The organism is Embleya hyalina (genome assembly GCF_003967355.1).
GTDB lineage: Bacteria > Actinomycetota > Actinomycetes > Streptomycetales > Streptomycetaceae > Embleya > Embleya hyalina.
Window position 1 is genome coordinate 76,868 of record NZ_BIFH01000017.1, and the last position, 23,234, is coordinate 100,101.

The window sequence follows — 23,234 nt, forward strand, 5'->3', positions numbered from 1 at the left end:
GGAACCTACCCGGAAGGACGCCGAACGGTGCAGGGGGCCCCGATGTGACGGAACCCACCCTCACGCCCGGCACGAATCGGGTGTTCCCTCGCCCATAGTCTCGTGACGAAGGGTCGGGTATCTACTCGCAGGTAACCCGCAATTCTCGACGGCCTCGGGAGGCCATGGTGCTCACGCGTATCGATCACATCGGCATCGCCTGTCACAACCTCGACGAGACGGTGGACTTCTACACAACGACCTACGGATTCGAGGTGTTCCACACCGAGATCAACGAGGAGCAGGGCGTCCGCGAGGCGATGCTCAAGATCAACGAGACCTCGGACGGCGGCGCGTCCTACCTCCAGCTCCTGGAGCCGATCCGCGAGGACTCCGCGGTCGGCAAGTGGCTGGCCAAGAACGGCGAGGGCGTGCACCACATCGCGTTCGGCACCGCCGACGTGGACGGGGACGCGGCGGCGATCGGAGCCAAGGGCGTCCGGGTGCTGTACGACGAGCCGCGGCGTGGTTCGATGGGTTCGCGCATCACGTTCCTGCACCCCAAGGACTGTCACGGCGTGCTCACCGAACTGGTGACCTCGGCCGCGCCCGACGCGGAGCACTGAACCACCGGGCCCGGCGTCGACCACCGGGCCCGGCATTCGGCCCGCGACATCACGCGGCCACTCGCGACAACACGCGACCACGCGTGACAACGCGTGACCAAGCAAGACAGCGCGCCGGCCCGCGGCATCCCGCGGCGGCGCCCGCCCGGCCGCGCCATCCCGCGGAACCGGCGGCTCGTCAACAGACGGATCGTCAAAGCACCGGACGAGTTCCTGTGACTTCGCCCCTTGTCGCTTTTATGCCGAACGCCTAGCGTTACCAGCGAGTAAGTTCAGCGAAGCTCGGCAATCCCTCATGTTTCTCATGCTTCAACCGCCGACCCATGGAGGCCGACGATGAAGGAGATCCTCGACGCCATCCTCGCGGGGGACACCCCCAAGGAGGCGTACGCAGCGCTCCCGCTTCCCGACTCGTACCGCGCCGTCACCGTCCACAAGGACGAGGAGACGATGTTCGAGGGCATGGAATCGCGGGACAAGGATCCGCGTCAGTCGCTGCACGTCGATGACGTGCCGCTGCCCGAACTCGGCCCCGGCGAAGCCCTCGTCGCCGTGATGGCCAGTGCGATCAACTACAACACCGTGTGGACCTCGCTCTTCGAGCCGGTCTCCACGTTCCGCTTCCTGGAGAAGTACGGCCGCGCGTCGGACCTGTCCAAGCGGCACGATCTGCCGTACCACGTGGTCGGCTCCGACCTCGCGGGCGTGGTCCTGCGCACCGGCGCGGGCGTCAACGCCTGGAAGCCCGGCGACGAGGTGGTCGCGCACTGCCTGTCCGTCGAGTTGGAGAGCCCCGACGGGCACGCCGACACCATGCTCGACCCGGAGCAGCGCATCTGGGGCTTCGAGACGAACTTCGGCGGCCTCGCCCAGATCGCCCTGGTCAAGAGCAACCAGCTGATGCCGAAGCCGGCGCACCTGTCGTGGGAAGAGGCCGCCTCGCCGGGCCTGGTCAACTCGACGGCGTACCGCCAGCTCGTCTCGCGCAACGGCGCGGGCATGAAGCAGGGCGACAACGTGCTGATCTGGGGCGCCTCCGGCGGCCTGGGCTCGTACGCGACGCAGTTCGCCCTGGCCGGCGGCGCGACGCCGATCTGTGTGGTGTCCTCCGAGGACAAGGCGCAGTTGTGCCGGGACATGGGCGCCGAGCTGGTGATCGACCGGCGGGCCGAGGACTTCCGCTTCTGGAAGGACGAGCACACCCAGGACACCCGCGAGTGGAACCGCTTCGGCAAGCGCATCCGCGAACTCACCGGCGGCGAGGACGTGGACATCGTCTTCGAGCACCCGGGCCGCGAGACGTTCGGTGCCTCGGTCTACGTCACCCGCAAGGGCGGCACCATCGTGACCTGCGCCTCGACGTCGGGCTACATGCACGAGTACGACAACCGCTATCTGTGGATGAGCCTGAAGCGGATCGTCGGCTCGCACTTCGCCAACTATCGAGAGGCGTGGGAGGCCAACCGGCTCGTGGCGAAGGGTAGGATTCACCCGACGTTGTCGCGCACCTACGCTCTGGAAGAGACCGGCCAGGCGGCCCGGGACGTCCACCGGAACCTGCACCAGGGCAAGGTGGGCGTACTGTGTCTCGCACCGGAGGAGGGCCTGGGGGTTCGGGACGTCGAGATGCGCGCGCGGCATATCGACGCCATCAACCGCTTTCGTAACGTCTGACGGCGGTCCCTGGATCTGAGACCATTCTCCCTGGTAGTCAATGCGGTACGGGCGGTTCCGGATGGTTTTCGGGGTCGTTTCGTCACCAACCGGTCGGAAACGGCCGATTTGCAGTACTGAAACGTACGCGGCCAGGGGATGGAGTGGGACCCCACAGTGCGGGGCTACGACCGCTACCAAGTCGACGAGCACCTCGAACAGCTCGACGACGAGATCAAGCGGCTGAAGAAGGAGCGCGACGACACCGTCGCCCACGCGGAGGACCTCGGCTATCAGGTCGAGGTTCTCCGCGCGAAGCTGCATGACCTTCGCCGCCAGCTCGCCACACCCCGATTCGACAGCATCGGCGGCCAGGCCGAGCAGATGTTGCGCAACGCGCAGCTGCAGGCCGACCAGGTCCGCGCCGACGCCGAGCGCGAGTTGCAGGAGTCGCGCGCGACCACCCAGCGCCTGCTGCAGGAGGCCGCCGCCCGCTCCGCCCGGCTCGAGGCCGACTGGCAGGCCGAGGTCATGGAGCGCCGCCGGCGCCTCGACGAGGAGCTGACCCAGGCCCGACAGGCCACCGAGGCCCGGGTCAACGAGAACGTCGCCTGGGCCGAGCAGTTGCGCGCCCAGGCCGAGGAGCGGGCCCGCCAACTCCTGGACAACGCCCGCACCGAGGCCGAGCGGGTGGCCGCCGCCGCCCGCGAGCAGGCGGCCGGCACGAACGAGAGCACGCGCGCCGAGGTCGAGTCGCTGCTGTCGCGTGCGCAGGGCGACGCGGACCGGGTGATCGCCGAGGCCAAGGCCCGGGCGAGCGCGGCCGTGGACCAGTCCGAGCAGTTGCGCACCGAGACCCGCACCCGCGCGGAGAGCCTGGTCGGCGACGCCCGGGTGGAGGCCGCCCGGATCATCGGCGAGGCTCGGTCCGAGGCCGAGCGGGTCACCGGCGAGGCCGGCGCCCGGGCCCAGGGCGCGTCCGAGAACACCGCGAAACTGCTCGAATCCGCCCAGTTCGAGATCGAGCGGCTGCGGGCCGAGGCGGCCGGCGAGGCGGACCGCCGCCAGGCGGAGGCCCAGCGGCTGCTCCAGGGCGCCGAGGCCGAGGCGGGTGAGAAGCTCGGCAAGGCCGCGACCGACGCCGAGGCGCATCTGGCCAAGGCCCGCGCGGAGGCGGACAAGCTCACCGCCGAGGCCCGCGGCGCCGCCGAGCGGCTGCGCGCCGAGGCGATCACCGAGGCGGACCGGCTGCGCGACGAGGCCCGTGCCGAGGCCGAGGCGCTACGTACCGACACGCGCGCCGAGTTGGACACCGCCCGCGAGGAAACCCTGGCCCGGGTCGACGAGTTGGAGGCCGGGGCGCGCGCGGAGATCGAGCGCCGCCGGCAGGAGGTGGACCGACTGCGGGCCGAGGCGCAGCAGTTGCTCACCAACGCCGAGTCCGGCGCGGCCGAGCGCCTGGAGACCGCCGCGCGGGCCGCCGACGACCTGATGGCCAAGTCCCGGTCCGAGGCCGAGCGGGTACAGAGCGAGGCCCGCACCGAGGCCGACGAGCTGCGCGCCCGGGCCCAGGCCGACGCCGAGGCGGTCGAGACGCGCACCCGCGCGTCGAGCGACCGGCTGGCGAACGAGGCGCGCGAATACGCCGAGCAGGTGCGCGCCCAGGCCGGCGAGAGCGCCGAGGAACTGCTCGAGGCGGCCCGCGCCGACTCGGGCAAGCTGCGCGAGAAGGCGGTCGCCGACACGCACCGGCTGCGTGAGATGACCAACCGCCAACAGGCGGAGGCCGCCGAGGAGTTGGAACGCGCCCGGATCGAGGCGCAGACCCTGCGCAGCGAGGCCGCGGCCGCGGCCGAGCAGCTGCGCGAGGAGTCCGCGGCGCAGGCGGCGGAGCGGGTCGAGGCGGCCCGTGCCGAAGCCGAGCGGGTGCGTACCGAGGCCGCCGAGAACGCCGGTCGTTCGCACGCCGAGGCCGAGGAGCTGGTGGCCAAGGCCCGGGCGGAGGCGCAGAAGGCGGACGCCGACGCGACCCGCGCCGCCCAGGAGCTGATCCGCTCCGCCGAGCAGGCCGCGGCCGAACTGCGCGATCAGGCCCGGGCGCGGGCCGAGGCGATGGGCGCCGAGGCGGAGCGGCAGGCCGCCGAGCTGCGGACCCGGACCGAGGAACTGCGGGCCCGGGCCGAGCAGTCCGCCGGCGACGCCGAGGCCGCGCTGGACCGGGCCCGGGCCGACGCCGAGGCCACGATGGAGCGCGCTCGCGCCGAGGCGGGCGCCCGCACCCAGTCGGCCGCGGTCAAGGCCGACGAACTGATCGGCAAGGCCCGGGAAGAGGCCGAGAAGGTCCGCACCGACTCGCGCCGCGAGGCCGACAAGGCCCTCACCGACGCGCGTACCGAGGCGGAGAAGACCCTCGGGGACTCGCGCGAGGAGGCCGACCAGATGCGTTCGGCCGCGCGTCGCGACGCGTCCTCGATGCGCGAGGAAGCGGAGACCGAGACCCGCACACTGCGCGAACGGACGGAGAGCGAGACCCGCGCGCTGCGCGAGGAGACCGAGCACACCGCGCGATCCCTGCGCGAGAGTTCGGAGAACGCGGCGGCGACCCTGCGCGAGGAGAGCACCGAGCAGGCCCGCGCCCGGCTGGCCGCGGCCGAAGCGGACGCGACCCGGATGCGCACCGAGGCGGCGGCCGCGGCCCAGGCACTGCGCGAGAAGACCACCGAGACCGCCCGCTCGGTCCTGGAGCAGGCCGACGAGGAGGCCGAGCGCATGCGCACGGAGGCCGAGACGGCCGCCCGCACGCTGCGCGAGGAGACCACCGAGACCGCGCGTTCGGTCCTGGAGCAGGCCGACGCCGAGGCCGAGCGCATGCGCACCGAGGCGGAGGGCGCCGCGCACACGCTGCGTACCGAGACCGCCGCGACCGTGCGCGCCGCGCTGGACAAGGCCGAGAAGGACGCCGCGCGGATGCGGGCCGAGGGCGAGGAGACCGCGCTCGGCATCCTGGAGCAGGCCGACGGCGAGGCGCGCGCGCTGCGCCAGGAGGCCGCCGCCGCGCTGGCCGCGGCCAAGGCCGACGCGGACACGATGCGCACCCAGGGCGAGACCGACGCGGACCGGGCCCGGTCCGAGGCGCAGACCGCCGCCCGCGCGCTGTTGGAGCGCGCCGAACGGGATGCCGAGCAGGTGCGCGCCGACGCCGAGCACGCGGCCGGGACGCTGCGTCGGGAGGCCGCCGAGGCGCTGGAGGCGGCGCGTACCGAGGCGCAGCGCCTGCACACCGAGGCGACCTCGACGCTGGCCTCGGCGAACGCCGACGCGACCACGCTGCGCGAGGAGGCCGCCGCCGCGCTGGAGGCGGCGACCGCGGAGGCGGAGCGGCTGCGCGACGAGGCCGAGACGGCCGCGCTGAGCCGGCTGGAGCAGGCCGACACCGACGCCACGCGGCTGCGCGAGGAGGCCGAGGCCGAGGCGACGCGGCTGCGTACCCAGGGCGCCCAGGCGCTGGAGGAGGCCCGCGACGAGGCGGCCGAGTTGCGCGATCGCACCAAGGCGCGGGCGCGCGAGTTGCTGGAGAAGGCCGAGGCGCGGGGCACCGACCTGCTGGACAGCGCCACCACCCAGGCCCGGCTGGCGAAGGAGGACGCGGCCCGCGCGGTCGCCGAGGCACAGGCCGAGGCCGAGGCGGTACGCGCCGCGGTGGTGGGCATCGAGGACGCCGCCCGGGAGGAGTCGGACCGGCTCACCGCGCTCGCCGAACGCGACCTGGCCAAGGCCCGCGACGACGCGGAGACCACGCTGGTCCGGGCCCGCGCGGAGGCCGACGCCACGGTCACCGCCGCGCGCAAGCACGCCGACCGGATGAAGTCCGACTCCGACCGCGAGGCCGAGAAGACCCGTACGGCCGGCCGCGAGGCGGCGAACAAGGAGCTGCGCGAGGCCGAGGAGGCCGCGACGCAACTGCGCGAGCAGGCCCGCGCCGAGCTGGAGCGGGCCACGAACGACGCCGAGGAGTTGCTGGTTCGGGCCAAGGGTCGGGCCACCGAGATCGTCGGCACCGCCGAGCGCAAGGCCGAGAAGCGCGTCGCCGAGGCGACCGAGGCGGCGAATCTGCTGATCGCCGAGGCCGAGGCGGAGGACGAACGACTGCGCGCCGAGGCGACCGCGGTGATAGAGAAGGCGCGCCAGGACTCCGACGCGATGATCGGCGAGACCCGGCGCGACACCACCGCCACGCGCGAACGTTCCGACCGCGAGGCCGAGCAGGTCGTCGAACGCGCGCGTCGGCAGGCCGCGGAGGGTCTGAAGCAGGCGGGCAAGCGGGTCGACGACCTGGTGGCCGCCGCGGAGGAACAGGTGAGCGAGGCCCGCGTGGACGCCGAGAAGATGAAGGTGGTCGCGGCCGAGGAAGCCGAGCGGATTCGCGACAAGGCCGGTTCCGAGGCGGATAGGGTACGTATTGCCGCGGTGAAGAAGGCCGAGGCGCTGCTCTCGGAAGCGGAACAGCGGCTCGCCGACGCCCAGAAGGGCGCGGACGACCTGCGGGCGAAGGTGGCCGAACAGGTGGCCGCCGCCCAGCGGGAGGCGCAGGCGGTCCGTCGCAAGACCGCCGCGGACGCCGAGAAGGTTCTCGACGAGGCGCGGAAGGAGGCGGAGCGACTGCGCACCGAGGCGCGCAAGGAAGCCGACCGTCATCGCGCCGACGGACAGCGCAAACTCGACGAGTTGAACCGCAGACGCAAGGACATCACCGCCGAGATGTCGCGCGTGCAGGGCGTGTTGGACGCGCTCGCCGCGCCCGCGGGCCTCGCGGCCGGCAAGGGCAACTCCTCGTCGGGCAAGGGCTCCGCGACGAAGGGCTCCGGTTCGTCGTCATCCGATTGAGCGATGCCGGCCGGTTCTTATCCCCCGGTCAGGTCGATGCCCCGCCCGATTCGTGCCAGGATTCCACCCGTCACCTCATTCACCGCACCGGTCATACGACAGGAACCCCATGAGCGACACTAACTCTCCGCACGGCTTCGACATCGTCCGCCGAGGGTACGAGCGTTCGCAGGTTGACGACCGCATCACGAAGCTCGTCTCGGATCGTGACAGCGCGCTCGCGAGGATCTCGGCGCTGGAGAAGCGGATCGAGGAACTGCACCTCGAGAGCCAGAACGCGCAGGCCCAACTCGCCGACGCCGAACCGTCCTACGCGGGCCTCGGCGCACGGGTGGAGAAGATCCTCCGCCTCGCCGAGGAAGAGGCCAAGGACCTGCGCGAGGAGGCCCGCCGCGCCGCCGATCAGCACCGCGAGTTGGCCGAGGCCGCCGCACAGCAGGTCCGTTCCGACGCCGAACAGTACGGCAAGGAGCGCAAGGCCAAGGCCGAGGACGAGGGTTCGCGGATCCTCGACAAGGCCAAGAGCGACGCCGCGCAGCTGCGTGGCGAGGCGGCCAAGGACGCGTCGGCCAAGCGCGAGGAGGCCGAGGCCCTCTTCGAGGAGACCCGGGCCAAGGCCGCCCAGGCCGCCGCCGACTTCGAGACCAACCTGGCCAAGCGCCGCGAGCAGTCCGAGCGCGACCTGGCGGCCCGTCAGGCCAAGGCCGAGAAGCGGCTGTCCGAGGTCGAGCACCGGGCCGAACAGCTGCGCCTGGAGGCCGAGAAGCTGCGTACCGACGCCGAGCGCCGCTCGCGTCAGACGATCGAGACGGCGCAGCGCCAGGCCGACGACATCGTGGCCGACGCGCGGGCCAAGGCCGACCGGATCCGCTCGGAGTCCGAGCGCGAGCTGGCCGCGCTGACCCACCGCCGCGACAGCATCAACGCGCAGCTGACCAACGTGCGCGAGATGCTGGCCACGCTCACCGGCGCGGCCGTCGCCGCCGCGGGTGTCAGCATCGATGACGACGACGACAAGATGCCGGGTGTGCCGGCTCAGCAGAGCCGCTGACGCGCCTCGGCGGGGCATCGGCAACTGGTATTTCGGCCGGCTTCGGCGGCCGGGCGGCGGGCGGGTTCCATGGGGACCCGTCCGCCGCCCGGCCGCATTTTTCATGACGTGATCCCGGACGCGTCGGCGGGGGCACATCCGGATCCGGGCCGCCGACGGCCCGGGCAGGGGACGAGGAGTACGGGGCCATGGGTCGACTGGGCAACATCCGACCGCGCCGCAGACCGGGGAAACCGACACCGGCCGGGGACGGGGCATCCACGGGAGCACCGTCGACCGCGCCGAGCGGGGACGCCGGGTCCACCGGGACGCCTTCGGCCGCGCCGAGCGGCGACGCGGCGCCCACCGGGGCGCCTCCGGCACCTCCGGCGGACGGGGACACGACGGCCTGCGGACCCGCCCCGGGCGGCGCGCCCACCGGGAGCACGGTGGGCGAGGCGACCCCGGGCGGGAGCGGTGGCGGCGGCACGGCCGACGGGGCCACGGCACCGCGCGGGGGCGGTGGCGCGGGCACGGCGGCCGACGCGACGGCGTCCGGGGACGCCGGGGACGCGGCCGATACGACGACTGGCGCGGGGCGTACCGGCGGCACCGTCGACACTGCGGCGGCGCCGGCCTTTGTCGGTGGGTCGGTCGGCGACCGGGCCGCCGACACCGGCGCGGACGCGGCCCCCGCCCGGGTGCCCACCCAGGTCGCGACGGCCGAACCCGGTCCGGCGGCACCCCCGAGCGGCACGCCGAACGGCACGCCGACCGCCCCGGACCCGGCGGCGGCCCCCGGCGTACCCTCCCCCGACGACGCCAAGGCCCCCAACCGGGTCCAGCCGTGGACCGGCGTCGGCTCACGGTTCGGCGAGCCGGGTCGTCCGCTGCACCGTTCCTCGCCGTTCTACATCGGCTTCATCGGCGGACTCGGCCTGATCACCGCGTGGTTCCTGGCCCAGGCCGTGATGGGCATCCAGCACGTCCTGATCATCATCCTGATCTCGTTCTTCCTGGCCGCGGGGCTGAACCCGTTCGTCGAACGCCTCGAAAAGCGCGGCATGCCCCGACGCTGGGCGGTGTGCACCGTCGCGTTCGGGTTCGTCCTCGTCGCCGCGGCCTTCGTCACCGCGATCGCCCAGCCGCTGGTCGAACAGACGTCGAGCCTGATCAACTCGATCCCCGACAGCCTCACCGAGTTGCGGAACAACGAGAGATTCCGGCAACTGGACGAGAAGTACGACCTGGTGAACCGGGCCAAGGACTGGGCCGCCAACGCCAACACGGCGGAGAACCTGGCGGGCGGGTTGTGGGGCTTCGGCAAGATGGTGCTGACGTCGGTGTTCGACACGCTCACCGTGATCGTCCTCACCCTGTACTTCCTGGGCGCGCTGCCCAGCATCAAGGAGCACCTGTACAACCTGTTCCCGAGGTCGCGCCGGGCCCGGGTGCGGCTGCTCGGCGACGAGATCCTGTCCGGGATCGGCGGCTACGTGAACGGCGCGCTGATCGTGGCCACCTGCGCGGGCCTGTCCTCTTTCATCTTCCTGATGATCCTGGGCAACGACTACGCGCTGCCGCTGGCCCTGGTGATCGCGATCACCGACCTGATCCCGATGATCGGCGCCACGGTGGGCGCGGCGGTGGTGTCGGTCGTGGTCTTCTTCGACTCCCCCGGCAAGGCGCTCACCTGCGTGATCTTCTTCCTGGCCTACCAGCAGTTCGAGAACTACCTGATCTACCCGCGCGTGATGAACCGCGCGGTGAACGTGCCGCCGGCGATCACCGTGATCGCGGCGCTGGTGGGCGGCGCGCTGCTCGGGGTGACCGGGGCGCTGCTCGCGATTCCGATCGCGGCGGCCGTTCTGCTCATACTGCGCGAAGTGGTCACGCCCCGCCAGAATCAGGCCTGAGTTTGTCAATCATCCTCCGGGATGACATCACGGGACTTCCCTCGAACCCATGTCCCCAACCCATGCCCGTCGTACGGCGGCCGTCGGCAGCGCACGTTCGGGCCTAAGCTCGTAGCCCGGTCGGCTCACGCACCGACACCATCCCCCGAAGTCTTCCTGGGAGCGCGGCAACAGATGATCGAAGCAAGAGGGCTCACCAAACGCTACGGAAACAAGCTGGCGGTGGATCAGCTTTCCTTCCAGGTGCGTCCGGGCTCGGTGACCGGCTTCCTCGGCCCCAACGGGGCCGGCAAATCGACCACCATGCGGATGATCCTCGGGCTGGACACGCCGACCGGGGGCAACGTCACGGTCAACGGCCGCCCGTACGACCACGTCCAGGCCCCGCTGCGGGAGATGGGCGCGCTTTTGGACGCCAAGGCGATGCACGGTGGCCGGACCGCGTACAACCACCTGCTGTGTCTCGCGCAGAGCAACGGCATCCCGAACCGTCGGGTCGACGAGGTGCTCGGGATGGTCGGCCTGACCCAGGTGGCCAAGAAGCGCGCGGGGGGCTTCTCGCTCGGCATGGGCCAGCGGCTCGGCATCGCCTCGGCGCTGCTCGGGGACCCCGGAATCCTGATGTTCGACGAGCCGGTCAACGGGCTCGACCCCGAGGGCATCCTGTGGATCCGCAACCTGATGAAGCAGTTGGCCTCGGAGGGCCGCACCGTCTTCGTCTCCAGTCACCTGATGAGCGAGATGGAGGTGACCGCGGACCACCTGATCGTGATCGGTCAGGGCCGGATGATCGCCGACACCTCGATGCGCGACTTCATCGAGACGAACTCCCAGTCGTTCACCGTGGTGCGCTCGCCGCAGGCGGAGAAGCTCAACGCGCTGCTCCAGGCCAAGGGCGCCACGGTCACGCCCGACCAGGCGGTGGCCGGCTCGTTCCGGGTGCACGAGTTGTCCCCCGTGGTGATCGGTGACCTCGCCGCCGAACACGGCATCGCGCTGCACGAGTTGTCGCCGCGCTTCGACTCGCTCGAAGAGGTCTACATGCGGATGACCCAGCACAGCGTGGAGTACCGCGCGGGCCTGCCGGGCGGTCCGCCGCCGGGCTGGGGTCCGCCCGGGGCGGCGCCGCCGCCCGGATACCCGCAGCAGGGCGGCCCGCAGTTCGCCGGTCCGCCGCCCGGGTACGCGCAGCAGGGCGCGCCCGGCGCCCCGTGGGGCGCGCCCGCCGGTGCCCCGTCCCCGTCCATGCCGCGATCCAACGGAAGCGAGGGCTGAGCGATGGCACAGAACACTCCGCCCCCGATGCCCCAGGGCCCGCCGCACCTGCCCCCGCAGGGCCAACCGGCCCCGACGCACCAGCACATGCAGGCACAGCAGGAGCCGGTTCGGCAGCCGCCCGCGCAGCACATACAGGCGCAGCAGCTGCCCGGGCAGCAGTTCCCGCCGCCCGGACAGCAGTTCCCGTCACCCGGACAGCAGGCGGGCCGGCCCGCGCACGTCGGCGGCCACATCGGCGGCGGCAACGCGGGCTTCGGCCGGGTGCTGCTGTCCGAGTGGACCAAGATCCGCACGGTCCGCTCGACCGTGTGGACCCTGATCGTGATGGTCGCGCTGATCCTGGGTCTGGGCCTGCTGATCGCCGGGCTGGCCAACCCGAAGCCCAAGGACGACTACGTCAGCATCTCGCTGATCGGCGTGATCATCGCCCAGCTCGCCGCCGCGACGCTGGGCGTGCTGACCATCTCCGCCGAGTACACGACGGGCATGATCCGCACCACGCTGACCGCGTACCCGCGCCGCATCCAGGTGCTGGTCGCCAAGGGCGTGGTGTTCGCGGGCCTGATGTTCGTGGTGGGTCTGGTCACCATCGGGCTGACCGCGGTGCTCGGCAAGGCGATGTTCACCTCGCGGATCGGTGATTCCACCGCCGAGGTGGAGATGTTCCGCAGTGTCGTCGGCAGTTCGCTCTACCTGGCCGTGATCGGCCTGTTCGGGCTCGGGCTCGGGGTGCTGCTCCGGCACTCGGCGGGCGCGATCACCGCGCTGATGGGCGCCATCCTGCTGCCGATGATCATCGGGCCGTTCCTGCCGCAGTCGGTCGGCGAGAAGGTCATGCAGTACTCGCCGATGTTCGCGCTGGGCAAGCTGATCGGCGGCGGTGACGGGGACGGCGGTCCGGGACCGTGGCCCTCGCTGTTGCTGATCGCGGTCTACGCGGCGATCGTGCTGATCGCCGGCGGGATCCGGCTGCGCTCGCGCGACGTGTGATCGGGTCGGTTGGGGCATTTGCCTGACCGATCGTCAAAAAAGTTGCTCCGTATACCGAAAAGGTCTCACCCGACATGTGCCGGGCGGGGCCTTTTCGGCCGTTTTCGGGGCGACTCGCGTAGCTTCGGAAACCACATCAAAAGAGGGTCCGACGATATGCTCACGTCTCATGTATGGGCAGGGGGATCCAGGAACACCCGACGCGGCGGACGCGGCACCCGTACGCGTTCCGGAACCCGTTCACCGGAGCCGGCGCTCGGTCGGCGGACCGGCCGCGGGGTTCGGTTCCGCGGCGGCCGTCTTCGCGTTCGCGGGGATCGCGACCGCCATCGTCCTGCTGGGCGACACCGACACGCTCTGGGAGTCGGCCCTCGCGGGCACGCTGCTGACCGCCGCCGTCGCGCTGTCCTCGATCGCCGCGTGGTTGCGGCATCGGGTCGCCGAGCAGCGCATCGCCCGACTCCGTGAGTTGACCGTACGTCAGGCCGCGGAGAGCGCCCGCCTGGAGGCCGAACGCGCCCGGCTCGAGGCGGAGCACACCGAGCTGTCGCGCGGGCGGGCGGCGCTCGCCGACGAGGAAACGCTGATGCGCGGCCGGGTGCACGACGTGTTCGTCAACCTGTCGATGCGCACGCTGACCCTGGTCGAGCGCCAACTGGACCTGATCGAGAAGCTGGAACACGGCGAGGACGAACCCCAGCGCCTGCAGGACCTGTTCCGGCTCGACCACCTGGCCACCCGGATGCGCCGCAACAGCGAGAACCTGCTGGTCCTCGCGGACGCGGACGAACGGCGCGGCCGGCGACCGGCGATCCCGCTCCTGGACGTGGTCCGCGCCGGTGTCTCGGAGATCGAGCGCTACGAGCGGATCGACGTCGGCCACGTACCGCGCGCCGACGTGCTCGGGCGTGCCGCCGACGACGTGGGCCACCTGCTGGCCGAACTCCTGGAGAACGCCGCCGCCTACTCGGCGCCGGAGTCGCGCGTGGAGATCGGCGGCTGGACGCTGGAGAACGGCGAGGTCGTGTTGTCGGTGGACGACAACGGGATCGGCGTACCGGCGGACCGGCTCACCGAGTTGAACTCGCAGATCGAGCGGGACAGCACCGAGGAGGAGGCGGCCGGCGGCGCCGGCGGCCTGGGCGTGTTCGTGGTCGGCCGGCTGGCCCGACGGCACGGGATCCGGGTGCAGTTGCGGCCCCGCCCGCAGGGCGGCCTGAGCGCGGTCGTGGTGATCCCCGCCTCGGCCTTCCACGGCCTGGGGCCCTCGCCCGCCGAGTTCTCCGCCGAGCGCGACCGCGAGCAGGAGCGCGAGCGGGACCGGATGGCCATTCCCGGGGTGACTCCGGGCGCCAGGGCGATCCCGCCCGGCGCGGCCCGGCTCGCGCTGCCCTCGACCGAGGCGCCCGCGCCGGCCGGCGCCGCGGCGACCGCGGCCGCCCCCGCCGTCGAACGTCCCCGGTCCGCGACCGCCGCGCCGCGCGGGCCGATCGTGCCCCGCGAGGACGCCGCGCCGCCCGTCAAGACGCCCAAGGGCCTGCCCAAGCGCACCCCGGCGGCCAATCCCCCCGCCCCGGAGGTACCGGCGGCGAAACTGGTCGCGCCGGGCGCGCTGTTCGAGGCGACCGGGTCCACGCCGCGCCCCGAGGTCACGCCGCCCGCCCGCCGCGCGAACCCGGCACCGGTGGCGAACGCGACGGCGGCGCCGAGGACCGCCGCGGGCAAGAGCACGGCGGCACGGACCACGGCGGCGAAGAGCGCGACGGCGAAGACCACCGCCGCGAAGCCGCCCGTCGAGCCTCGGCCGGCGATCGGCGGGGACGGCACGGGTCCCGCGGCCTCCGCGGTCGGTCGTACCCGACGCGGTCTGCCCAAGCGGCTGACGGCGGGCGACGACAGCGGCGCGTTCGTGATCCCGCCCGCCGCGGACCCCGCCCGGGACGCCGCGACGCTCTCGGCCGCCGAACTGCGGCGGCGGCTGACGGGCTTTCAGGAGGGCCTGGAGGCGGCCCGCCGGGAGGACGAACCGACCGGTCCGATCCGCCCGTCCGGGCCGATCGTGTCGACCGACGAAGAACCCGCCTTCCCGCCGGAAGTGCGGGAGGAGACAGGAGGTGGAGACCGGTGACCGGATCGAATGGCACCACGGCTCGCGATGTCGACTGGCTGGTGGCCGGCCTCGCCGGGGACGTCCCGGGGGTCCGCGAGGTCGTCCTGGTCTCCTCCGACGGCCTGATGCTGGCCAGCGCGCGCGGCCCTGAGGCGGCCGGCGCCGCCGGTGACGCCGAGGAGCAGCTCGGCGCGATCGTCAGCGGCCTGGTGGCCCTGGCCGAGGGCACCTCGCGGGTGCTCGACATGGGCGCGGTCCGCCAGGAGATCGTCACGATGGCCGAGGGCTACGTCGTGGCGATGTCGATCAGCGACGGCTCCTGCCTGGGCGTGCACGCGGGCGGGTCCGCCGATCTGGGCGTGATCGCCTACCAGATGACCTCGTTCGTTCGGCGCGCCGGCCACGTCCTGACGCCGGCCCTGCGCGCACAGATGCACCAGGACCGTGGAGGTGGTCGCGTTGGCTCCTGACGGCGGTTATTCCGACTACGACGACGCAGGGGGTTTTCCGGCCCGTCCCGAACCGGGCGGTCGCACCTCGCGCGTGCGTCCCTACACGCTGACCCGCGGCCGGACCCGTTACGGCCACGTGCTGCTGGTCGAGACGCTGGTCACCACCCTGGACTGCCCGCAGGACGAGACCGGCGACATGCCCGAGGTGGCCCGCATCGTGCACCTGTGCCGCGGCGTGCGGTCGGTGGCGGAGGTGGCGGCGATCCTGCACATGCCGCTCGGCGTGGTCCGGGTGTTGATCAGCGACCTGGCCTCGCAGGGCCGCATCAGTGTGTACCAGGCCGAGCACGAGGCCGGCCGACCCGATCGTGCGCTGCTGGAGAGGGTGCTCGGTGGACTACGCAAGATTTGATCTCGGCGGTGTCGGCGGCCTCGGCGACGAGGTCCCGGCCATCCCGATGCCGGCCGCGGGCGCGGCCGGTCGGCGGATCGGCGAGGGGCCGCCGATCACCTCGACCAAGATCGTGGTCGCGGGCGGTTTCGGCGTCGGCAAGACCACCCTGGTCGCCGCCGTGTCGGAGATCCCGCCGCTGACCACCGAGTCGGTCATGACGGTGATGAGCGAGGACGTCGACGACCTGTCCGGCCTGCCGGAGAAGCGCACCACCACGGTCGCGATGGACTTCGGCCGGATCACCCTGGAAGCCGACCTGGTGCTCTACCTGTTCGGCACCCCGGGGCAGAACCGGTTCTGGTTCATGTGGGACGACCTGGTGCGCGGCGCGGTGGGCGCGATCGTCCTGGTGGACACCCGCCGGCTCGAGGACAGCTTCCCGGCGGTGGACTACTTCGAGCGGTCCGGGATCCCGTTCGTGGTCGCGGTCAACCTCTTCGACGGCGCGCCGCGCTATCCGGAGGAGGACCTGCGCGACGCGTTGTCGATCGGCCCGCGCACGCCGATGACCGAATGCGACGCGCGCGACCGGGAGAGCGCGGTGAACGCGCTGGCCGAGTTGGTCGTGCACGCCATGGACCTGACGCCGTAGCGAGGGGGGACACCCGTGGAGCCGTCGCCCGACGTCACCCTGCGCCCGATCGGGCGGGTGTACGCCCCACGCGTGGAGCTCGTGGACGATCACTGGGGGAACGTGTGCTCGGTGATCCGCCTGGACGGCGAACGTTTCGGTCCCGAGGCGCTGTTCGGGCTGAGCGACTTCTCCCACCTGGAGGTGGTCTTCCACTTCCACCGGGTCCCGGACACCGCCGTCGAGACCGGCACCCGCCGGCCGCGCGGCAATCCGGCCTGGCCGCTCGTCGGCATCTTCGCCCAGCGCGGCAAGAACCGTCCGAACCGCCTCGCCGTCTCCCGCTGTTCGCTGGAGCGGGTGGACGGCCTGGACGTCCACGTGCGCGGCCTCGACGCGGTCGACGGCACGCCGGTGCTCGATCTCAAGCCCTATCTGGCCGAGTTCGGCCCGCGCGGCGATCTTCGTCAACCGCCGTGGTCGAGCGAGTCGATGACCGACTACTACGCCGACTGAGGGTGGCGGACCCGGGCCCGCCGGGTCGAACGGCGGTGTCCGGTCGCGGTCGTCAGGCCCGCCGGGTGGCCCACCGGTAGCGGTAGGTGTGCCAGGGCCAGTTGGTGGTCACCCGCCCGTCGGCGCCCTTGTACCAGCTCGTACAGCCCGCCCCGAACACGGTGCCCGCCACACCCGCCGCGAGCGCCCTTCGGTCCGCCTCGTACTCGGCCGCGCCCACCTCGTGGACCCGCCCGTCGCGGATCCTCCGGACCACGTACTCCACCTGACTCTCGATCATGTAGATGATCGAGTTGTGGCCCAGGTTCGTCCCCGGCCCGTACAGCAGGAACAGGTTCGGGAAGCGTGGCACGGCCATCCCCAGTCGGGCCGCCGCCCCCTCCCGCCACACGTCGTGCAGTCGCACGCCGTCGCGCCCGACGATCTCCATCGGGCGCAGGAATTCGGTGGCCAGGAACCCCGTGCCGTGGATCAGCGTGTCCACGGGGTAGTCCCGCGCGGCGGTGCGCGGTCCGCTCGGGGTGATCCCGGTGATCGGATCGGTGACCAGTTCCACGTTGTCCCGGGTCAGCGTCGGGTAGAAGTCGGCCGAGATCAGGATGCGTTTGCAGCCGATCGGGAAGTCCGGGGTCAGCCGGGCCCGCAGCGCCGGATCGGCGATCTGCGCGGCCAGGTGCCGGCGTGCCGTGTGCCGGGCCAGGCGGGCGCCGAGGTTGCCGCGCACCGCCCAGTAGACCGCGGTCTCGCCGTGCAGATAGGTCGCCGCGCGCACCGCCGTCCGGGCCGGCGGGATCCGGCGGAAGACCCGGTGCGCGATTCGCCCGTAGGCCCGGTCCGGCTTGGGCACCACCCAGTTCGCGGACCGCTGGAAGACGTACAGCCGGCGCACCCGCGCGGCGATGCGCGGCACGAACTGCACCGCGCTGGGCCCGGTGCCGATCACCGCGACGGTGCGACCGTTCAGGTCGTGGTCGTGCCGCCACCGCGAGGAGTGGAAAGCGGTGCCGGCGAACGAGTCCAGGCCGGGCAGGTCCGGATAGCGCGGCCGGTTGAGCTGGCCCACGGCCGAGACCAGCACCCGGGCGGTCGCCGACCCGCGCGAGGTCTCGATCCGCCACGACTCGGCGGACGCGTCCCAGCGCGCCGCGTACACCTCGGTACCGGGTTCCAGGTGGGCCCGGATCCCGAACTCCCGGGCGCACTCGTGCAGATAGCGCAGGATCTCGTGTTGCTCGGGGAACACCCGCGACCAGTCGGCCCGTTGCGCGAACGAGTAGGAGTACAACATGGACGGGATGTCGCAACCCGCGCCCGGATAGGTGTTGTCGCGCCAGACGCCGCCGATGTCGTCGGCCTTCTCGTAGACGGTGAAGTCCTCGATGCCCGCGCGGCGCAGCCGGATCGCCATGCAGATCCCGGCGAACCCGGCTCCGATGATCGCCGTCCCCGGCATCGCGAACCCCCCTGGCGTCAGGGCCGATACGGCCGAATCGGGTCGAACGCGTCGGGCGGGTCGAGGCGGTGGCGCAGGTCGTCCGCCCGCCGCCGCGCCCGCTCCGGTCGGCCCCCTCCATGGTGGCCGGGTCGACGGCGTCGCGTACATGGTCGCCGGCCGGAAGATGGGCGCCCGGCCGCACATGGCGGGCCTAGGGGCGCTTCAGCACCCGGATCATCGCGCTCCAGGCCGAGGCGTCGTAGGTCTGCACCGGGCCGTTCTCGACCTTGTCGTCCCGGACGGCGACCGCCGTACCGAGCACGAGGGTCGCGAGACACATCGCCTCGCCGGAGTGGCTCGACGTACGCCACCCGCCGCCGGCGGTGGTCGCGATCGTGTCGTGATTGCGCTGGGTCACTTCGGTCCACCCGTCCCGTTGGGGAACAACTCGTCCGCTGCACCCGGGATTTCGGCCGCTTCGACCGGCCGATCGAGGAACCGTCGGCGGGACACCATCGGGTTCCGGCCGGTGCGCGACCGTGCGCGGAGGAGCCCGAGCACCCGCGGTCCCGAATGTCGACGTCAAGCCCGGAGCAGTGCCGGCTCGACTCCGTCGGCGAGGCCGTCCACCCAGTTAGACAAGCTTGAACGCGGGTGTCAAGGCACCCCGGAGGCGGCCCTCGTGGACCCGCGCCGCGCCGGCCGCCCTCTCAGCCGCTCAGGCCGGCGCTGATCAGCCAGATGTGTTCGCAGGTCGCGGCGGCCTCCGGCACCTTCTCCGGGGATTCCCGCGAAGCGTGATAGAAGGTGCGTTCGATCATCCAGCACAGGGCGCGCGCCATCGCCGAGGCCTGCTCCGGTTCGCTGCCGGCCGGGACGCCGGCGCGTTCCAGCACCGCGGTGATCGCCTCGATGAACAAGTCGGCGGTGTGGTTCCACAGTTCACCGATCTCGGGCACGGTCAACGACAGGTCGATCGCCGTGCGCATGACCGTGCCGTGCGCGTTCCACAGTTCCACCGTGCGCCGCATGGCCGTCGCGACGGCCGGTCGCGGCTCGTCGTGCCGCGCGGTGGCCCGCGAGCGCTCCCACAGGTGCTCGACGGTCCGGGCCACGAGTGCCGTGACCACTTCCTGCTTGGACCCGAAGTAGAAGTAGAGCGCGCCGCGGGTGATGCCGGCGCCCTGGGCGATGTCCCCGACGGTCATGGCGTCGTAGCCCTTGTCCGCCAGCAGGGCCTCGCAGGTGTCCAGGATGGCCCGCTCCCGGAGGTCGCCCTTGCGTTCCGTGGTGCGCCTGCTCCGCGCGGGGTGGTGGCCGGACATCAGAGCTGAGCACCCTCGGCGAAGTCGGTCGTCCGGGAAAGCGTCTCCCACGCGCGGATGTCCTCGTCCACGGCCGAGCGGGCGGCGGTGACCAGGCGCAACGCGTCCGAGCCCAGGACGAGGTGGGCCGGCGGCCGGTCGACCGAGGCGATGTGGACGACGGCGTCCCCGGCCCGGGCCGGGTCGCCCAGCTGGTTCCCGCTCGCCTTCCGCCGCGCCTCCCGGATGGGCTCGAACAGCTCGTCGTAGTCGTCGACGGTCCGTTCGGCCCGGGTCATGGACCGGCCGGCCCAGTCGGTACGGAAGGAGCCCGGCTCGATCGCCGTCACGTGGATCCCGAACTGCGCCACTTCCTTGCCCAGCGCTTCGAGGATGCCTTCGAGGGCGAACTTGCTGCCGCAGTAGGCGGACATACCGGGCACGGCCATGAGCCCGCCCATGGAGGTGACGGCCATCAGACGACCCCGACGGCGCCGACGCATATGCGGCAGCGCGGCCTGCAGGGTGGCCATCGCCCCGAACACGTTGACCTCGAACTGCCGCCGCACCTCGTCCAGCGGAGTCTCCTCGAAGGTCCCCTCCAGACCGTAGCCGGCGTTGGCGACGACGACGTCCAGGGGCCCGACGCCGCGCTCCACCTCGTCGATCACCCGGGAAACCGCCCGATCGTCGGTCACCTCCAGGAGGCGACCGTGAGCACGACCGGGTTCGAGCGCTTCGAAGCCCTGCCGGTCCCCCTCGGAGCGCACCGTGCCGACAACGGTGTGACCGGCCCCCAGGGCGGCCTCCGCGATCGCCCGCCCAAGCCCCGATCCGACACCGGTGACAAGCCAAGTCCGCTTCTGCACGACCCCTCCTGAACACGTCCGCTTCGGGAGCCGAGCGACTCCCCGGACACAAAGTCTACACAGCGTCGATTTTTCTCCGCGTGGTGCAGATTTTGGCCGGACCGGTCGGGACCCCCTCGGGTGCGGCGTCGAGGGCGGCGCCGCGCGAGGGCCCGATCGGGGCCGGAGGACGGCCCGGCGATCGGCGGGCTTTGCCACGCGTTTCGCGGAACCCGTGATTCCGCACAATGTGTCGACCCGCCGACGACCGCTTATCGGAATTGGTGATTCCAGGACTCCTCGGCATTGCTCCGCCACTACCCCGGTTCGGGTTGTGCAGTTCACCGGTCGATCCATAACCTGTTTCGCGCCCCTCCGCCCGACGGCGCCGTCGAACACTCGACCGACATACCTTCCGTGCGAATTGTCGGATTTACCCGACAATCCCGCAAAAGGCCCGTAGGAGAACACCGGAATGTCCGAGCAGGAAATCGCCGACACGGCCATAAATCGAGTCCTGTCGCCGGAGTATTTTCGCACCGATCCGACGAGCGGCGCCCCGAAGAGCAGCATCATCCCGCCGGCGGAGCCCTCCCATGCCACCTTGGCGGCGCCCTCGGATTCCTCCTTCCGGGTCAAAATCGAAGAGCTGGCCCCGGCCGCCGCCAAGGCGGTCTCGGTGGCCGTGGAACTGAGAAGTCTGGGCGCCGACATAAACCACGGCCCTCCGGCCGGAACACCGGGGTTCACGACCGGTTTCCAGCTGGGCGAGCTGAGCCGAGAGTGGGGTGGTGCGATCGCCCATCTCGCCGACCGGGCGCAGGCGGGGGCCGACCGGATCTACCGCACGCGAACCAAGTACGCCCAGACCGAGACGAACGTCGCCACCGACTTCACGACGGGGTCGTGACCATGGTCGGCTTCACCGAGCTCAGGGCCGCGAACTTCGAGAGCTGGCGGGAATCCGCCCGCACCTGGCGGACCACCGCCGGCAAACTCGCCGAACTGGAGAACACGTTCCGGACCGGGGTCAACGACGGTGTGGAGGCGGCCGGATGGAAGGGGCGGGCGGCCGGAACAGCCGATCAGGACCTCGAAGTGACGGTTCGACAGATCGCCGTCTCGGCAAGCCAGGCGCAGACCATCGGTATCGCGGCGGAACGTGCGGCATCCGAACTCCCCGCGATTCAAACCATGTTCCGCGCGGCCATCCAGGAGGCCGAGACCTCGGGTCTTCGGATCGTGGAAAACCCGGGCGGATACACCGTGCAGGCCGCCGCGCCGGCCGGAGCGGCCGGCAATCCCACTCCGGCGGACGCGGCAAGGCAGCAGAGCGCCATCGACGGCTTCGTGGCCCGATTCGACGCACTGCTTCGCCAGGCGAGCGAGGCCGACGCCAAATTCGCCGCGACGCTGGCCACGCTGATGCCGGGCGACGTCGCGGAAACCCGGCTCGACGCGTGGCAGAACAGCGTCGAGGACACCCGGCGCGTGGCCGGCCTGTACGGCGTGGGCCCGGTCCCGACACTGGATCCCGCCCAGACCGCGAACTGGTGGCGCGGCCTGTCCGACGAACAGCGGGCCCTGTATCTGGCCGCGTACCCGCGCCGACTCGGCAGCATGGACGGCCTCCCGGCAGCCGTCCGCGACACGGCCAACCGCACCGCCCTGGACCAACGCCTGACCGAACTCGCACCGGCACTGGCCGGCGGCAAATCCCCCGACCACGACAAACGCGAGTGGGAAAACCTCACGGAGATCAAGAAGCAGTTGGTGGCCGGTTACACCCGCCCGCCCGGGAGGGAATTGTTACTGCTGAAGTTCGGTGACAAATTTCTCGACGGACAGGTGATCATGTCCGTCGGCGATCCGGACAAGGCGAAGCACGTCGCTGTGCTGGTCCCCGGGACCGGCACCACGGTGGCCGGCAACCTCGAGGGCGGGATCACCCGGGCGGACCGGATCCGGGATACCGCGGTGGGTTTGACGGACGGGAAAAGCGGGGTGGCGTCGGTCTTCTGGCTCGACTACGACGCACCGGAGAAAAAGGGGATCGGCAGCATGGCCGGATGGGCGCGATCCGAAGAAGGGGCTCCACGGTTGGACTCCTTCGTCGGTGGCGTCCGCGCCCAGGGCAACGATCATCACATCACGGTCATCGGCCACAGTTACGGAACCGCACTCGTCGGCGACGCGGCAAAGACCGGTGGACTGGCAGCCGACGACATCGTGGCCCTGGGCAGTCCCGGAATGCACGTCAAGCGCGCGGAGGACCTGAAAATCGACCCGGGCCACGTGTGGGCGGACCGCTCACCGGCAAAGCTCGACGAAGACCAGGCCGTCGTCGACCTGGGAAGCGCAAAACACGGCACCGACAAGGAACCGAGCATATTCGGCATAGTCGCCGACGCTTTCGTCGGCAGCGACGACCGAGTCAGTCCGACGGACGAGGCTTTCGGCGGGAAACGCCTGAAAGGCGATGCCGACGGCCACAGCGGATACTGGGACACCGGCGGCGAGAGTCTCCTCAACCAGGGCAAGATCGTGGCGGGTATGTACAACGATCCGAATCCGCTGAACCGACCGCACGTCAAGTAGGGCGCACATCGTGATCGAACGCCGCCTGTCCGGTATATTCGCGGCTCTGTCCGCGGTGTTGGTATTGAGTCTGGCTTCGGGATGTGGAGATTCCGTGAAAAAGCAGGAGGTCAAGACCCCCGAAATGTCCGAGGATCAGGCCAGAGCCACCGCAGAGGAATACACGCGGCTGGTCATCGCGGGCATCAAGGCCCCCGCTGTCGATCGTGCGCCATCGTTCAACGTATCCCCGTGCGGAGAGGTGATGAGCGGGAAGGATTCCGTCGAAAAGACCTTCACCGCGCTGCGGATCCAAAACGTCACGGTGCCGTCACGGCAGCAGGAGTCGGTATTCCGGCAGGCCCGCACCACCATCGAAGGAATGGGATTCCGGATCCGGAAATTCGAGACGGCGACAGCCGCGGGAAAAGGTGCGGGCAACTTGACGGCGATGAAGCCCGCGGACGGATTCTCGATCATCTTGCAGACGACGGCATCGGCGGAGGAAGTGATGATCATGGTTTCCAGTCCGTGCCTGGAGCGGCCGAAGGCATCGGGGGGCGGCAGCCATCCGGAGCCGCCCGCCGGTCGAACCTCGTAGGCGTGGCGCG

At 71.5% G+C, this 23,234-nt stretch carries 19 protein-coding genes; 15 read left to right on the plus strand and 4 right to left on the minus strand.

Annotated features, from left to right (window positions below; translation table 11 throughout):
• Nucleotides 1-167 precede the first annotated feature (167 nt).
• The 12 genes from mce to EMA17_RS13795 all read left to right on the plus strand — a co-directional run bounded on the left by mce (nucleotide 168) and on the right by EMA17_RS13795 (nucleotide 16,459).
• Nucleotides 168-605 (plus strand): methylmalonyl-CoA epimerase, encoded by a 438-nt coding sequence (gene mce, locus EMA17_RS13740; RefSeq protein WP_126637582.1) that lies wholly within the window; start codon nucleotides 168-170, stop codon nucleotides 603-605.
• 336 nt (nucleotides 606-941) lie between these two features.
• Nucleotides 942-2,279, plus strand: a complete 1,338-nt coding sequence (gene ccrA / locus EMA17_RS13745; RefSeq protein ID WP_126637280.1) for a crotonyl-CoA carboxylase/reductase — start codon at nucleotides 942-944, stop codon at nucleotides 2,277-2,279.
• Between the two features lie 138 nt (nucleotides 2,280-2,417).
• Nucleotides 2,418-7,142 carry a polarized growth protein Scy-related protein gene (locus EMA17_RS13750; RefSeq protein WP_126637281.1) on the plus strand — a complete coding sequence of 1,575 codons (4,725 nt, stop codon included), beginning with the start codon at nucleotides 2,418-2,420 and terminating at the stop codon, nucleotides 7,140-7,142.
• Between the two features lie 109 nt (nucleotides 7,143-7,251).
• Nucleotides 7,252-8,193 (plus strand): coiled-coil domain-containing protein, encoded by a 942-nt coding sequence (locus EMA17_RS13755; RefSeq protein WP_020555437.1) that lies wholly within the window; start codon nucleotides 7,252-7,254, stop codon nucleotides 8,191-8,193.
• A gap of 428 nt (nucleotides 8,194-8,621) precedes the next feature.
• Nucleotides 8,622-10,088 carry an AI-2E family transporter gene (locus tag EMA17_RS13760; protein ID WP_126637282.1) on the plus strand — a complete coding sequence of 489 codons (1,467 nt, stop codon included), beginning with the start codon at nucleotides 8,622-8,624 and terminating at the stop codon, nucleotides 10,086-10,088.
• 174 nt (nucleotides 10,089-10,262) lie between these two features.
• The gene (locus tag EMA17_RS13765; RefSeq protein WP_126637283.1) at nucleotides 10,263-11,363 is read left to right on the plus strand and encodes an ABC transporter ATP-binding protein; all 1,101 of its coding nucleotides are present in this window, start codon (nucleotides 10,263-10,265) and stop codon (nucleotides 11,361-11,363) included.
• 3 nt (nucleotides 11,364-11,366) lie between these two features.
• A complete protein-coding gene (locus EMA17_RS13770) occupies nucleotides 11,367-12,356 on the plus strand; it encodes an ABC-2 transporter permease (protein ID WP_126637284.1) in 990 nt (329 codons plus the stop codon).
• 169 nt (nucleotides 12,357-12,525) lie between these two features.
• Nucleotides 12,526-14,484: an ATP-binding protein gene (locus EMA17_RS13775; RefSeq protein WP_126637285.1), complete on the plus strand. Its 1,959-nt coding sequence runs from the start codon at nucleotides 12,526-12,528 to the stop codon at nucleotides 14,482-14,484.
• On the plus strand, nucleotides 14,481-14,936 hold the full coding sequence (locus EMA17_RS13780; protein ID WP_078975402.1) for a roadblock/LC7 domain-containing protein: 456 nt from the start codon (nucleotides 14,481-14,483) through the stop codon (nucleotides 14,934-14,936). Before EMA17_RS13775 ends, EMA17_RS13780 begins: the two co-directional genes overlap by 4 nt.
• On the plus strand, nucleotides 14,926-15,330 hold the full coding sequence (locus tag EMA17_RS13785) for a DUF742 domain-containing protein (RefSeq protein ID WP_078979221.1): 405 nt from the start codon (nucleotides 14,926-14,928) through the stop codon (nucleotides 15,328-15,330). The genes EMA17_RS13780 and EMA17_RS13785 overlap by 11 nt, the downstream gene beginning before the upstream one ends.
• A 46-nt stretch (nucleotides 15,331-15,376) precedes the next feature.
• Nucleotides 15,377-15,964 carry a GTP-binding protein gene (locus EMA17_RS13790; RefSeq protein ID WP_246126683.1) on the plus strand — a complete coding sequence of 196 codons (588 nt, stop codon included), beginning with the start codon at nucleotides 15,377-15,379 and terminating at the stop codon, nucleotides 15,962-15,964.
• Nucleotides 15,965-15,979: 15 nt separating this feature from the next.
• Entirely contained in the window at nucleotides 15,980-16,459 is a 480-nt protein-coding gene (locus tag EMA17_RS13795; protein WP_126637287.1) for an SAM-dependent methyltransferase, read from the plus strand.
• A 52-nt stretch (nucleotides 16,460-16,511) separates the two neighbouring features.
• On the opposite strand, the gene EMA17_RS13800 is transcribed toward EMA17_RS13795, so the two are convergent.
• From EMA17_RS13800 to EMA17_RS13815, 4 genes are all read right to left on the minus strand, one after another.
• On the minus strand, nucleotides 16,512-17,912 hold the full coding sequence (locus tag EMA17_RS13800; RefSeq protein WP_126637288.1) for a flavin-containing monooxygenase: 1,401 nt from the start codon (nucleotides 17,910-17,912) through the stop codon (nucleotides 16,512-16,514).
• Between the two features lie 193 nt (nucleotides 17,913-18,105).
• The gene (locus EMA17_RS13805; protein WP_126637289.1) at nucleotides 18,106-18,312 is read right to left on the minus strand and encodes a DUF397 domain-containing protein; all 207 of its coding nucleotides are present in this window, start codon (nucleotides 18,310-18,312) and stop codon (nucleotides 18,106-18,108) included.
• Nucleotides 18,313-18,604: 292 nt separating this feature from the next.
• Nucleotides 18,605-19,219 (minus strand): TetR/AcrR family transcriptional regulator, encoded by a 615-nt coding sequence (locus tag EMA17_RS13810; RefSeq protein ID WP_126637290.1) that lies wholly within the window; start codon nucleotides 19,217-19,219, stop codon nucleotides 18,605-18,607.
• Complete coding sequence (locus EMA17_RS13815) at nucleotides 19,219-20,067, minus strand: oxidoreductase (RefSeq protein WP_126637291.1); 849 nt, start codon at nucleotides 20,065-20,067, stop codon at nucleotides 19,219-19,221. The genes EMA17_RS13810 and EMA17_RS13815 overlap by 1 nt, the downstream gene beginning before the upstream one ends.
• A gap of 454 nt (nucleotides 20,068-20,521) precedes the next feature.
• Here EMA17_RS13815 and EMA17_RS13820 point away from each other — a divergent pair, with 454 nt between their 5' ends.
• The 3 genes from EMA17_RS13820 to EMA17_RS13830 all read left to right on the plus strand — a co-directional run bounded on the left by EMA17_RS13820 (nucleotide 20,522) and on the right by EMA17_RS13830 (nucleotide 23,224).
• Nucleotides 20,522-20,956, plus strand: a complete 435-nt coding sequence (locus tag EMA17_RS13820; protein ID WP_126637292.1) for a hypothetical protein — start codon at nucleotides 20,522-20,524, stop codon at nucleotides 20,954-20,956.
• A gap of 2 nt (nucleotides 20,957-20,958) precedes the next feature.
• Nucleotides 20,959-22,644 carry an alpha/beta hydrolase gene (locus EMA17_RS13825; RefSeq protein ID WP_126637293.1) on the plus strand — a complete coding sequence of 562 codons (1,686 nt, stop codon included), beginning with the start codon at nucleotides 20,959-20,961 and terminating at the stop codon, nucleotides 22,642-22,644.
• Nucleotides 22,645-22,738: 94 nt separating this feature from the next.
• Nucleotides 22,739-23,224: a hypothetical protein gene (locus EMA17_RS13830; RefSeq protein ID WP_126637294.1), complete on the plus strand. Its 486-nt coding sequence runs from the start codon at nucleotides 22,739-22,741 to the stop codon at nucleotides 23,222-23,224.
• Nucleotides 23,225-23,234: the final 10 nt, after the last annotated feature.

Bases quoted from the DNA above. Each gene is read 5' to 3' on its own strand.
- ccrA (WP_126637280.1), top strand. From the start codon at position 942: ATGAAGGAGATCCTCGACGCCATCCTCGCGGGGGACACCCCCAAGGAG.
- EMA17_RS13825 (WP_126637293.1), top strand. From the start codon at position 20,959: ATGGTCGGCTTCACCGAGCTCAGGGCCGCGAACTTCGAGAGCTGGCGG.
- EMA17_RS13755 (WP_020555437.1), top strand. From the start codon at position 7,252: ATGAGCGACACTAACTCTCCGCACGGCTTCGACATCGTCCGCCGAGGG.
- EMA17_RS13775 (WP_126637285.1), top strand. From the start codon at position 12,526: ATGTATGGGCAGGGGGATCCAGGAACACCCGACGCGGCGGACGCGGCA.
- EMA17_RS13810 (WP_126637290.1), bottom strand. From the start codon at position 19,219: ATGTCCGGCCACCACCCCGCGCGGAGCAGGCGCACCACGGAACGCAAG.
- EMA17_RS13820 (WP_126637292.1), top strand. From the start codon at position 20,522: ATGTCCGAGCAGGAAATCGCCGACACGGCCATAAATCGAGTCCTGTCG.
- EMA17_RS13790 (WP_246126683.1), top strand. From the start codon at position 15,377: ATGCCGGCCGCGGGCGCGGCCGGTCGGCGGATCGGCGAGGGGCCGCCG.
- EMA17_RS13765 (WP_126637283.1), top strand. From the start codon at position 10,263: ATGATCGAAGCAAGAGGGCTCACCAAACGCTACGGAAACAAGCTGGCG.
- EMA17_RS13800 (WP_126637288.1), bottom strand. From the start codon at position 17,912: ATGCCGGGGACGGCGATCATCGGAGCCGGGTTCGCCGGGATCTGCATG.
- EMA17_RS13770 (WP_126637284.1), top strand. From the start codon at position 11,367: ATGGCACAGAACACTCCGCCCCCGATGCCCCAGGGCCCGCCGCACCTG.
- EMA17_RS13750 (WP_126637281.1), top strand. From the start codon at position 2,418: ATGGAGTGGGACCCCACAGTGCGGGGCTACGACCGCTACCAAGTCGAC.